This is a genomic window from Bradyrhizobium sp. USDA 4454 (assembly GCF_054822705.1).
Map to the genome: position 1 here is coordinate 347776 of NZ_JBTRCN010000001.1, position 11463 is coordinate 359238.

An 11463-nucleotide genomic window follows, 5' to 3' on the forward strand; every position below is an offset into this window, starting at 1 on the left:
CAACGCCGGCCTCATTTTGCCGGCACGACGAAGACCTGGCCGGGATAAATCAGGTTCGGATTGCGGATTTGCTGGGCGTTGGCCCGATAGATCACCGCGTAGCGCTGCCCGGCGCCGAATGCGCGCTGGCTGATCCGCCACAGACTGTCGCCGCGGACCACGGTGGTCGTTGCGATCTTCGGCACGATCACGGCGGAGGGGGAGCTTGATGCGGCGGTGGGCGTCGCCGCCGCGAGTTGCGGTGTGGCTGCATCCGCTCCGCTGGACGCCGCTGCCGGCGCTGGGATCGATGCGGTGGTGGTCGCGTCCGATGCGTTGAACGGCACTTCGGCGCGTGCGCGGACCTTGCCTGAGCCGGGATCGACGTCGTCGAGCCGGATTCGATAGTCGCCGGCGGTCACGCCCTTGTTGATCGTGACCGAGAGGTGTCCGGTCTGGTCGGCCGTCGCCGACGTGATCAAGCTGCCGTTGAGATAGAGGCGGACGGTCGCGCCCGGCGCGGCCTGACCACTGACATGGAGCTTGCCGCCTGGTTCGGTCTCGACCGCCTCGATGCTCACCTTGCCGGCCGGCGAACCCGCCACGGCAGGTTGCGACAGCACCCGGACCGGCTTGTCCGGCGCCATCAGCGCCACCATCGGCCGCTCCCGTGCCGCAGCCTCGAGCGCCACGGCCACGCTCTGCTTCGAGGTCACCTGCTTGCCGTCACGCGTCATGCGCAAGGTCAGGTCATAGTTTCCCGGCGGAAGCGGGCGCGGCACCATGACGAACTGGCCGGATTTGTCGGCCACGGCGCGATCGTGCACCTCGCCGTTGCGCAGCAATTCCACCGTCGTGCCCGGGGCTGCACGGCCGGCAACAACGGTCCCGCCGGTCGGCTCGATGTTGACGACGTCGAATTCCGGCACCGCGTCGCCACCAGTTGCCGGCAACGGTCCCGCGAGCGCGTCGGTCAGGGCCGCTGTCTCGGTTTGTGCCTTCGCCAGCCCCGTCTTGTCCTGGTCTTGCGCGGACGGCGCTGTCGCCATCAAACGCGTGTTCACGCCCAGGATCTGCCGGGTTTGGTGAATGCCGAAAACGAACGCCGCCGCGCCGCCGGCGGCAAGTGCCAGCAATGGTACGACCAGTTTCACCGTCGCGACATTCATGATTGTCATCCGCGGATGAATCTCCCGCGCGTCCGCACGCGCGATCCAGCGCTCGGGGAGACCGCGAGAGACTGCGCCGATCCGCGCCGCCCTTCAAGTGGGATCAAAGGATTACTCCCCTCGGGCGGCCCGGTCGACCCGGTGGCTCACCGCCACGCCGCGGCATTGATGGCAAGCGCCGCGGCGCCCACAAGGACCAGGCTGACCGCCCAGACCGTCTCCAGGTTGAACCAGCTCCGCGCAACGAATCTCACGCCGAGATAGCGATAGACCAGCCAGGCCAGCAGGCCGCCGGCGCCGAGCATGGCGGCGGTGTGGACGAGTGCGACCAGCAGTGCCATTGCGAGGTTCTGGTCGATGACGCGCGCCGCGGCGGTGTGGCCATCATGCGCTGATGATGTCGCGCAGAGGCCGAGATAGATCGGCAGCAGCATCAGGCCAGCGCCATGCGCGATCGCCACCGCGAACGACCAGAGCGCCAATCTGGCCGGCGGTATCCGCGCGAGGGCGCGCGGATGACGGCGATCGACCAGACGCATCAGGCCGAAGCCGATGACGATGATGCCGGCCGCGATCTGGATCGGGCGCTGCCATTCCACCAGCGCGATCAGCAGCGCGAACGGCAGCAGCACGAGCAGCATCGCCGCAAGGTGGCCCGCCGACAGCGGCAGCAGCGCGCCGACGACGGCACGCGGCGATTTGTCCATCAGGCCCGCGGACACCGCTAGCGGCCAGCCCATGCCCGGATTGATTCCGTGATAGAGACCGCTTGCGATGATCGCGAGCCACAGCCAGATCGCCGTCGGTGCGACGTCACTCAATTTCAGACCGACGGGTAGCAGAACGAATCCGTCGAGCAGTCGCCGCCCTCGAGGCGGATTTGATGCGGGCGATAGCCCTCGGGGAAGTCGACGAAATAGTCCTTGGCGAGCTCCAGCCCGCCGTTGGCGCCGACATTGGCCATCACCTCGGCGCCCGGCATGCCGTCGGGATAGAACTGGTCGTCCCAGGTCGAATATAGCGAGTTGGTCCAGTACACGCGCTTTCCGTCGCGGCTGATCTCGACCATCTGCGGGCCGCCGGCAAACGCCTTGCCGTTCGGATGCGGCGTGCGACGGGCGATGCCGCCGATATGCACCGAGCCTGCGAGCTTCGGTTTCCGTGGATCGCGGACGTCGTATTGACGCATTTCACCGGTGCCCCAGCAGGACACGTAGAGGAAGCGGTCGTCCATCGACAGGTCGATGTCGGTCACCAGCGGCGGCACCGCGCCGAACCCCTGCAGCAGCGGCGGCAGCTTCTCCTTCGGCGCCGGCTCGGGCGGGATGACCGCGGTCTTCTCGGCGTGGAATTTTCCGCCCTCGCGCCACCACGTCCAGATCGAGGCTTCGAGGTTGGTGGTGTCGACGACGACGCCCACAAACCCATACTCGCGGATCGGATCATGCGCGGGCCTGACCTCGAGCGCCATCTGGTGATTGGCGCCGAGGTCGATGGTCTGCACGTTGCGTCGCGCGCGCAAATCCCAGAAGTGCAGCCGGTGACCGTATTTGTTCGACAGCAGGTCCTCGGGCACGATGCCGTTCTCGAATTGCGGCGGCAGCGCCCACTCGCTCGACACCATGTAGTCGCGCGGCAGGTTCCACCAGAAATCATAGTGCAGCGTCTGCGGCCCGCGGTCGATTTCCCAGCGGCCGAGTACGTCGAAGGTCTCGCAATCCATGATGAAGATGCCGGGCGGACCCTGCGTGCCGTCCTTGCCGCCGCCACCGAGCGTGGAGACATAGATGCCGTCCGGTCCGCAATGAATGGTGTGCGGCCGCGAGTAGCCGGTCTTGTTGAACACCTCCTCCGGCTCGATGATCTTGTGGATCTTCGCTTCGAGCGGCGAGGGCTTGGTGTCGATGATGTAGATGCGCGACGACCGCAATCCGGGGATGATGAGATAGCGGCGCTCGATAAAGGCGTGTCCGGTGAGCGGAGACAATGCGGAGGAGCAGGCGTTCCAGCCGAAGTGATGGAACTCGTCGCCCTTGTTCGGCATCGTCACGGTGTGGACGATCTTGCCGTAGGTATTCGAGCCCGGCCTGACGTCGATCACAGCGAGCGCGTCGGGCTTCTTGAAGTCGGGACTGAGCAGCAGCGTATAGGCGAATTGCTCCGGCGGCGCCTCCATCGCAAGCTTTGGCGAGGCGTGAAACGTGGGGTCGGGTCGCATCGTCATGACGTCCTCCCGGTTTTGTCGGCTTGTCGCCAACGTCGGGCCGCGCGGAGCGTTGGCACTCCGCTGGACGCGAGGTTGGCTGCCACAGTTTACGGCATCATGCGCCTTCCGGAAACACGCGCGCATCCAGTCGGGCTGTGGCGTTCTGCCACGAATTCGTGAGCCGTATCACACTTGGAATTTCACGATTGGAATTACTGGGCGCTGGCTCGCTGCCCAGGAATGCCTGGATCGTCACCGGCCGCGTCCGCTTCCAGTTGCCGTCGCTGTCGCGCCAATCGGGAATGCCCGATTGCCGCCGCAGCCCGCCCCGGGTCAGGATAAACGGCGCGGCCCGGGCGCGATGCTCACAGCTTGAAAAGCTTCTCGGCGTTGCCATGCGCGATCAGTGCCCGGTCGGCGGCCGAAACCGGAACCTGGTCCAGAAATGCGCGGGCCTTGGCCATCGATCCGTATGGGTGATCGGCCGAGAACATGATGCGCGCGACCCCGATCTCGAGCAGCAGGTCGAGGAAGGTCGGCGGGAAATTGAAGCCGGCGAAAGTGTAGTGCAGATTGTCGCGCAAATAGGCGCTGACCGGGCGCTTGAGCTTGGTGAGCTCGACCGGCATCACGTCGACCCTCTGCATGAAGAACGGCAGGCCTTCGCCCATGTGGCCGATCACGACCTGAAGTCCCGGGAAACGATCGAACACGCCGCCGAGCACCATGCGCAGCACATGCACTGCGGTCTCGATGTGCCAGCCGAAGCCGGGGCCCGCCAGCATCTCGGTGACGATCGGCGCAAAGCCGCCGAACGAGGCGTCGATCACCGGCTTGGGCGGCTTGGTCGGATGCAGGTAGATCGGCGCGCCGAGCGATTCGGCGGCTTCCAGCACGGGCCAAAAGAATTTGTCGTCGAGGTATCGTCCGCGGTGGTGGCCGTTGATCACGGCGCCGGCAAAGGCCTGCCTGCTGATGCGGCGTTCCAGCTCCTTGGCGGCAGCGTCCGGCGTCGCGATCGGCAGCGCGGCGAAGCCGGACAATCTCTCCGGATATTTCGCGATCGCTTCGGCCAGCGCATCATTGGTGTCGCGCGCGAGTGCTGTCGCCTCGGCGGCCTCGAGCTGCTCGACGCCGGGCGCGGTCAGCGAGAGCACCTGCATGTCGATGCCCGCGGCGTCCATCTGGGCGATCCGCTCGTCGCCGAGATCGCAGAGATCGCGCATCAACCGTTCGGCGCGGCCGCCGGCGGCCTGACGCGCCTGCTCCTTGAGCTCGCGTCCCGGGCCATCGAGAAAGCCCGGGGTGGCGAAATGCTCTTCAAGCGTGATAGTGCGCATGGCCTTGATGCTCCGCGTCCGCCGGACGTCATCCCCCGATCGGGAGTCATACAATGGGGCGAAGCCTTGATCCCAATGGTGGCGATTTTTCGGGTGACGCTTTCACGACAGCGCGATGCCGATCGCGTGGAGCATTGCGCGCTGCTCAAAACTCCAGCGCCGCATTGTCCACCACCTCCTTCATCACGAAGAAGGTGCGGGTCTGGCGCACGCCGGGCAGCGCGATGAGCTGGTCGCCATGGATGCGCTTGAAGTCGTCGACGTCGCCGGCGCGGATCTTGAGGAAGTAGTCGAAATCGCCGGCGACGAGGTGGCAATCGAGCACGCATTTGAGTTTCGCCACCGCCTGCTCGAAGCTTGCAAAGCTTTCCGGCGTCGAGCGGTCGAGCACGACGCCGACCATGACCAGCGTGCCCTTGCCGAGCTTGCGCGGCGCCACCATGGCGCGGACGCCGCTGAGATAGCCCTCGTCGAACAGCGCCTGGGTCCGGCGATGGCAGGTGGCGGGGCTGACGCCGACCTGCTCGGCCAATTCGGCATTGCTGAGCCGGCCGTTCTTTTGCAGCAATCTCAACATCTTGAGGTCGATGCGGTCGAGCCGTGCCGCCATGGAAGAATCTCTCACGATTGGTCGGTCTTGTGAGAGAAAACATATTATCCACGGCAAATCCAGCAATCTTCTACGAATACGCGGGCTGAGTTAGAGAGCACCTTTCGTGCCGGTGATGGTAGGTCTGGCCGCCGTTCCAGACCACCCAAGAGGATGCCAGCATGCTGGAGAAGTTCGCGCGCTACCCGCTCACCTTCGGACCCACCGCCATCGAGAAGCTCGATCGGCTGTCGAAGCATCTCGGCGGCAAGGTCGAGCTCTATGCCAAGCGCGAGGATTGCAACTCCGGGCTCGCCTATGGCGGCAACAAGCTGCGCAAGCTCGAATACATCATCCCCGATGCGATCGCCTCCAACGCCGACACGCTGGTCTCGATCGGCGGCGTGCAGTCGAACCACACCCGCATGGTTGCCGCGGTCGCGGCCAAGATCGGCATGAAGTGCCGGCTGGTGCAGGAAAGCTGGGTGCCGCATGAGGACGCCGTCTATGACCGCGTCGGCAACATCCTGCTGTCGCGCGTGATGGGCGCCGATGTGCGCCTGGTCGACGAAGGTTTCGACATCGGCATCCGCAAGAGCTGGGAGCAGGCGATCGAGGAGGTCAAGGCATCGGGCGGCAAGCCCTATGCCATCCCGGCCGGCGCCTCCGTGCACAAATATGGCGGGCTCGGCTATGTCGGCTTCGCCGAAGAGGTGCGCGCGCAGGAGCGGCAGCTCGGCGTCAAGTTCGATTACATCGTGGTCTGCACGGTGACCGGCTCGACCCATGCCGGCATGCTGGTTGGCTTCGCCGCCGATGGCCGCGCGCGCAACGTGATCGGCATCGACGGTTCGTTCACGCCCGCGCAGACCAAGGCGCAGGTGCTGTCGATCGCGCAGAACACCGCCAGGCTGGTCGAGCTCGGCCGCGACATTGTCGAGGATGATGTCGTGCTGATCGAGGACTATGCCTATCCCGCCTACGGCGTGCCGTCGGAGGAGACCAAGGCGGCGATCCGCCTCAGCGCGCGGCTCGAGGGCATGATCACCGACCCCGTCTATGAGGGGAAGTCGATGCAGGGCATGATCGATCTGGTGCAGAAGGGCTTCTTCCCGGCCGGATCGAAGGTGCTCTACGCCCATCTCGGCGGCGCCCCGGCGCTCAACGGCTACGCCTACGCATTCAGGAACGGCTAAGGCATCGCACGCCTTGTAGCCCGGATGGAGCGAAGCGAAATCCGGGATTCGCGCCGCGGAGATCGTGACGGATTACGCTGCGCTGCATCCGGGCTACGTTCCATTTCCGCGAGTAAGGTCGGCGTCAGCTTCTCTCGATATCCTGTCCGGGCCGGACGAGTCGGGAGACCTTCACGTGAGGATGATGAATGCGGCCGGCCGGGCCATCGCCGCGCTCGGCATCGGCATCGTCGCAGTGGGGCATTGGTTCTGGACCTACCAGGGCCACGGCGCTGGGCCGCGCGACCGCCTGCTGGGGATGAATCACGCGGTCGAACTGTACGCGGGCATCTTCCTGATCGGCGTCGGCGTCCACGCCCTCGCATCCCGGTACTGGTTCAGCGATCCAAACGAGCCGGCGCAGTCCTCGGTTCGGGAGCCGCAGTAGCTGTCCGCCTGCATCGCCGATGAAATATGTCTGGGTTGACATTTCAGGAACATAATAGGAACATCCAAGGTGTAACCTGAGGGTGTGGCGATGGCCTCATCCGCGGCGGTATTGCGCGGTGGCAGGACCAAAGACTGAGCCGCGCACCACTTGCGGGTGAATTTCCTCGCCTCCTAAAATGGGTTGTGGGCTGGGGAGTGCGCATCATGAGAGTTGTGATCTGGGTGGCGGTTCTGGCCGCGTGGCTGTTTGCGTCCGCAACTCCGTCGCACGCCCGCGGCCCCTACGGCTCGATCACGGTCGGCAACTGGAAGGGCGGCGCCTTCACCGACGACAAGAGCGGTGCGTTCACGCATTGCTCGGCCGGCACCACCTACCAGAGCGGCATCTTCTTCATGGTGGCGATTGCCAACAATGGCAGTTGGCGGCTCGGCTTTGCCCATGAGAGCTGGCGCCTGACGCCGGGCGAGGCCTTTCCGCTCGCGCTGACCTTCGACGGACAACCCGCGTTCAATGTCTACGGGATGCCGCTCGGCACCCAGCTCGTCAATGTCGAGATGCCGGTCAATTCCAACCTGGTCAACCAATTCCGCAAGGCGCGCCAGATGACGGCCTTCGCGCAGGGACAGTTGTTTCAGTTCAACCTCAATCAAACCGGGCAATTGCTGCCCGCGTTGCTCAACTGCGTGGTCTCGGTGAAGAAGAACGGCGTCGCCGGTGCCGGGGAATTCGCGGTCGCGACAAAGCCTGCGGCCGCGGCGCCGCCGCAGGCCGCAGCACCCAGCGCACCCCCGGCGAAGCAGGCAAGATCGGGGACCGGCACCGGATTCGTCGTCAGCAATGACGGTCACGTCGTCACCAACCATCATGTCATCGAAGGTTGCAGCGAGATCACGGGCAATCTGAGCGGTGCGGCGGCGGTTAAATTGCGGTTGGTGTCCGACGACGAGACCAACGATCTCGCGCTGCTGCAAGCGCCGAGCCCGTTCAAGGATGTCGCGAGCATCCGGCAGAACGCGATTCAGGTTGGCAACGGAGTCGTGGCAATCGGTTATCCCTATCATGGCCTGCTGACATCCGATTTCACCGTCACCACGGGCATCGTCTCTTCGCTGAGCGGCATCCTCAACGACACGCGTCATTTGCAGATCAGCGCCGCGGTGCAGCCCGGTAACAGCGGCGGACCGCTGTTCGATCTCGGCGGCGCGGTGGTCGGCGTGGTGGCCTCGAAGCTCGACGCGGTCAGGATGGCGCGGGCCACGGGATCGATCCCGGAAAACATCAACTTCGCCATCAAGACCGGCGCGCTGCGCGACTTCCTCGACAACAGCGCGGTGACGTACCGGACCGCCGAATGGCGCGACGGGACCAAGAAGGAGACGTCCGACATCGCCAAGGATGCGCGCGGCTACACCCTGTTGATCACCTGCACGGTGACCGAGCAGAGCGCGAGCGCGAAGAAGGGCAATTGAGACGTCCGTTACGCCGTTTCTCCGCCGAGGAGATCGCATATGGGCTGAAGCTGTACTTAGATACCTATCAGGCGGCCGCCGGCTCCTTTGCATGGGGTTGTTTTCGACATTTTGACATGCGCGCCACTCCGGGTATCGGAGCTAGCTTAGCCGGCGCAGCGTATGCACCGTGATCTCGGCCGGGCAGTTGAGCCGCACCGGCGCCAGGCTGGTGCCGGCACCAGTCGATGTGTATCCGGCGAGTTCTCCGAAACGCCACGCACCCCTGCCCATCCGGCGCGGCAGCCGCGCCTCCAGCTTGATCGCGATGCCGCCGGGCAGGCAGAGCTGGCCGCCATGGGTATGGCCGCTCAGCATCAGGTCGAAGCCGGCCGCTGCCGCCGCGTGATAGGATTCCGGCGTATGCGCGAGCAGGATCGAGTAGGCGTTTGCCGGGATCGCCGCCGCAGCCTTCGCAATGTCGTCGGTGCGGTAGAAATGCGCGTCATCGATCCCGGCGAGATGGATCGTCGCGCCATCGCGCGTAATCGGCTCCTGCTCATTGAACAGCATCCTGATGCCCATCGCCTCCAGCGCCGGTGTCATGCGGATGCTGTCGTGGTTGCCGAGGACGCCGTAGAGCGGCCGCTTGATCCGCGCGCAGACATCCCTCATCAGCGCAAGGCTGGTCTCGAACGGGCCCAACGTCTTGCCGCGATAATCGCCGGTCAGGACGCAGATGTCGCAGGCGACATAGCGCACGATGTCGGCCAGATGCCGCATCGCGCCCTGGCTGATGTCGGCGTGGAGATCGCTGAGTTGCAGGATGGTGAAGCCGTCGAACGCCGCCGGCAACCGTGCCGACGTCACCAGATTGCGCCGCACCTCGACCCGGTCGGCGTTGCCCCGCGCACAACTATAGAGGCCGGCGAGTTTCAACGCGGTCGTGACGAGCCGCGGCGCCAACTTCCAGTTCTCGACATTGAACACCAAGGTGCCTTGGCCGAACACCTGCTTCTCATGCGCGGCCTCGATCCCAAGCCGGCGCACGACATGGTCGGCGCCGATCCGCTCGATCAATCCCTGCAACGCCGTGTCAGCCATCATCCCCCGTGCGGCCCGCGATGCGAAACGGCGCCCTGCGCGACACTATCATGCACAATCCCGTCGGGAATACCGCCGGCGATCAGACCACTGGAACCCGCTTGGCAGCGACCGCGGCCGGCGAGATCACCTCGATGTCGAGCGGCACCTGCCAGCGCTCGGTGAAGCGCACCTGCGGCGGCGCATTGCCGTTGCGTCCGCCCTGCAGCACGAAGCCGTCATAGCCTGAATTCATCACCTCATTGCATTTCTGCACATAGATCGGGAAGCCGCCGATATAGGGCATGAAAACGCGGGGCCGGCCCGGGATGTTGGCGCCGACATACCACGAGCTGCAGGTCGAGCGCAGCGAGACCGTGGAGACGTCATTGACATGGGCGACCCAGGCGTCCTCCTCGTCGCGGACCGCCTCGATCGTGCCGGCGCCGATGTCGCGCATGTGGCTGATGCAATCCGCCAGCCAGTCGACATGCTGCTCGATCGCCTGGATCATGCTCGCGAGCACCGACGGGCTCCCTGGCCCGGTGATCATGAACAGGTTCGGAAAGCCCTCCGAAGCGAGCCCCAGATAGGCGCGCGGGCCGGCGCGCCATTTCTCTGCCAGCGTTCGTCCGCAGCGGCCGGTGATCGCGATCTTGTCGAACGAGCCGGTCATGGCGGCAAAGCCGGTGGCGGAGACGACCGCATCGAACTTGTATTCGGTGCCGTCGACGACGATGCCGTCAGTCGTGAAGCGCTCGATCGGCGTCTTCGAGACGTCGACCAGCTTCACATGCGGCAGATTGTAGGTCTCGAAATAATTGGTATCGACGCAGAGCCGCTTGCAGCCGAACACGTTCCGCGGGCACAGCAGCTCGGCGGTCGCCGGATCCTTGACGATGCCGCGGATCTTCTTGCGCGCGAAATCGGCGATGGTGTCGTTGGCCGCCTTCTCGAACAGGAGGTCGCCGAACGCGCCGAGGAAAGGCAGGCCGCCGCGCTGCCAGGCCTCTTCATAGAGCCGCTCGCGCTCCTGCTCGCTCGCCTGCAGGGCGGGTTGGGCATTGAACGGGAAATAGAACCCGGTCGGCCGCGCACGCGCCTTGGCGCGCAGCTCCGGATAGTGCGCCTTGGCTTCCTTCAAATATTCCGGTGACAGCCGTTCGTTCCACGCCGGCACCGACCAGGTCGCGGTGCGCTGAAAGACCGTGAGCGCGGAGGCCTGCTGCGCGATGATCGGGATCGACTGGATCGCCGACGAGCCGGTGCCGATGACGCCGACGCGCAGGCCGCTGAAATCGACGCCCTCATGCGGCCATTCGCCGGTGTGATAGATCGGCCCGCGGAAATCCGCCATCCCGGGGAAGGCCGGGCGGTTCGGCGCCGACAGGCAGCCGACCGCCATGATGCAGAATTTCGCGGTGACCTTGTCGCCGCGATCGGTCTCGATCTGCCAGGTGCCGGCCTGCTCGTCGAAGGTCGCCGCGGTGACGCGGGTGTCGAACACGATCTGGCTGCGCAGATCGAAGCGATCGGCGACATGATTGGCGTAGGCGAGAATTTCGGGCTGCGGAGAATATTTCTCCGACCAGCTCCAGTCCTGATCGAGTTCCTCGGAGAACGAGAAGGAATATTGCAGGCTCTCGACGTCGCAGCGCGCGCCCGGATAGCGATTCCAGTACCAGGTGCCGCCGACGCCGCCGCCGGCCTCATAGACCCGCGCGGTGAAGCCGAGCCCGCGCAGCCGGTGCAACATGTACATGCCAGCGAAGCCCGCGCCGATCACCACGGCATCGAACGATCCGTTTTCGGCAGGGCGCGCAGTCGTGCGCGCGGCGCTCTCCTGAGCCATGGCCCGTCTCTTCCCTGTGCTTTGTCTTCGACCGCGCCGCGTTGTGCGGGCAGAAGAAAGATTAGGGCGAGCGCGACGCGGCCCGCAAGCAAGCGTATTGCTGTCCAGCGAATAGCTCCTATGCTGTCATCCGGTAGATGAAGGGGATGAGTGGTGACCCGGTAGTTGTTC

Annotated in this window: 11 protein-coding genes; 3 read left to right on the forward strand and 8 right to left on the reverse strand. The window is 65.1% G+C overall.

What is annotated here, in order from left to right; all coding sequences use genetic code 11:
• Positions 1-11: 11 nt before the first annotated feature.
• From ACVIW0_RS01640 to ACVIW0_RS01665, 6 genes are all read right to left on the reverse strand, one after another.
• Positions 12-1157: a LysM peptidoglycan-binding domain-containing protein gene (locus tag ACVIW0_RS01640; RefSeq protein ID WP_461350732.1), complete on the reverse strand. Its 1146-nt coding sequence runs from the start codon at positions 1155-1157 to the stop codon at positions 12-14.
• Between the two features lie 137 nt (positions 1158-1294).
• Positions 1295-1969 (reverse strand): hypothetical protein, encoded by a 675-nt coding sequence (locus tag ACVIW0_RS01645; protein WP_461350733.1) that lies wholly within the window; start codon positions 1967-1969, stop codon positions 1295-1297.
• Between the two features lie 2 nt (positions 1970-1971).
• On the reverse strand, positions 1972-3372 hold the full coding sequence (locus ACVIW0_RS01650) for a selenium-binding protein SBP56-related protein (RefSeq protein WP_461350734.1): 1401 nt from the start codon (positions 3370-3372) through the stop codon (positions 1972-1974).
• 97 nt (positions 3373-3469) lie between these two features.
• Entirely contained in the window at positions 3470-3751 is a 282-nt protein-coding gene (locus ACVIW0_RS01655) for a hypothetical protein (protein WP_461350735.1), read from the reverse strand.
• Complete coding sequence (locus ACVIW0_RS01660) at positions 3720-4694, reverse strand: amidohydrolase family protein (RefSeq protein WP_461350736.1); 975 nt, start codon at positions 4692-4694, stop codon at positions 3720-3722. The genes ACVIW0_RS01655 and ACVIW0_RS01660 overlap by 32 nt, the downstream gene beginning before the upstream one ends.
• A 145-nt stretch (positions 4695-4839) precedes the next feature.
• Entirely contained in the window at positions 4840-5304 is a 465-nt protein-coding gene (locus ACVIW0_RS01665) for an Lrp/AsnC family transcriptional regulator (RefSeq protein ID WP_016842299.1), read from the reverse strand.
• Positions 5305-5465: 161 nt separating this feature from the next.
• Here ACVIW0_RS01665 and ACVIW0_RS01670 point away from each other — a divergent pair, with 161 nt between their 5' ends.
• The 3 genes from ACVIW0_RS01670 to ACVIW0_RS01680 all read left to right on the forward strand — a co-directional run bounded on the left by ACVIW0_RS01670 (position 5466) and on the right by ACVIW0_RS01680 (position 8378).
• Positions 5466-6479: a 1-aminocyclopropane-1-carboxylate deaminase gene (locus tag ACVIW0_RS01670; protein ID WP_461345648.1), complete on the forward strand. Its 1014-nt coding sequence runs from the start codon at positions 5466-5468 to the stop codon at positions 6477-6479.
• 181 nt (positions 6480-6660) lie between these two features.
• Positions 6661-6906, forward strand: coding sequence for a hypothetical protein (locus tag ACVIW0_RS01675; RefSeq protein ID WP_461357218.1), 246 nt, complete (start codon positions 6661-6663; stop codon positions 6904-6906).
• A 206-nt stretch (positions 6907-7112) separates the two neighbouring features.
• Entirely contained in the window at positions 7113-8378 is a 1266-nt protein-coding gene (locus tag ACVIW0_RS01680; protein ID WP_461350737.1) for a S1C family serine protease, read from the forward strand.
• Between the two features lie 141 nt (positions 8379-8519).
• On the opposite strand, the gene ACVIW0_RS01685 is transcribed toward ACVIW0_RS01680, so the two are convergent.
• Positions 8520-9461 (reverse strand): metallophosphoesterase, encoded by a 942-nt coding sequence (locus tag ACVIW0_RS01685; RefSeq protein WP_461350738.1) that lies wholly within the window; start codon positions 9459-9461, stop codon positions 8520-8522.
• A gap of 82 nt (positions 9462-9543) precedes the next feature.
• Positions 9544-11292, reverse strand: coding sequence for a flavin-containing monooxygenase (locus ACVIW0_RS01690; protein WP_461350739.1), 1749 nt, complete (start codon positions 11290-11292; stop codon positions 9544-9546).
• Between the last annotated feature and the right edge of the window lie 171 nt (positions 11293-11463).

Excerpts from the sequence above, each read along its gene's own strand:
- ACVIW0_RS01640 (WP_461350732.1), bottom strand. The coding sequence starts at position 1,157 with ATGACAATCATGAATGTCGCGACGGTGAAACTGGTCGTACCATTGCTG.
- ACVIW0_RS01650 (WP_461350734.1), bottom strand. The coding sequence starts at position 3,372 with ATGACGATGCGACCCGACCCCACGTTTCACGCCTCGCCAAAGCTTGCG.
- ACVIW0_RS01655 (WP_461350735.1), bottom strand. The coding sequence starts at position 3,751 with ATGGCAACGCCGAGAAGCTTTTCAAGCTGTGAGCATCGCGCCCGGGCC.
- ACVIW0_RS01660 (WP_461350736.1), bottom strand. The coding sequence starts at position 4,694 with ATGCGCACTATCACGCTTGAAGAGCATTTCGCCACCCCGGGCTTTCTC.
- ACVIW0_RS01665 (WP_016842299.1), bottom strand. The coding sequence starts at position 5,304 with ATGGCGGCACGGCTCGACCGCATCGACCTCAAGATGTTGAGATTGCTG.
- ACVIW0_RS01670 (WP_461345648.1), top strand. The coding sequence starts at position 5,466 with ATGCTGGAGAAGTTCGCGCGCTACCCGCTCACCTTCGGACCCACCGCC.
- ACVIW0_RS01675 (WP_461357218.1), top strand. The coding sequence starts at position 6,661 with ATGATGAATGCGGCCGGCCGGGCCATCGCCGCGCTCGGCATCGGCATC.
- ACVIW0_RS01680 (WP_461350737.1), top strand. The coding sequence starts at position 7,113 with ATGAGAGTTGTGATCTGGGTGGCGGTTCTGGCCGCGTGGCTGTTTGCG.
- ACVIW0_RS01685 (WP_461350738.1), bottom strand. The coding sequence starts at position 9,461 with ATGGCTGACACGGCGTTGCAGGGATTGATCGAGCGGATCGGCGCCGAC.
- ACVIW0_RS01690 (WP_461350739.1), bottom strand. The coding sequence starts at position 11,292 with ATGGCTCAGGAGAGCGCCGCGCGCACGACTGCGCGCCCTGCCGAAAAC.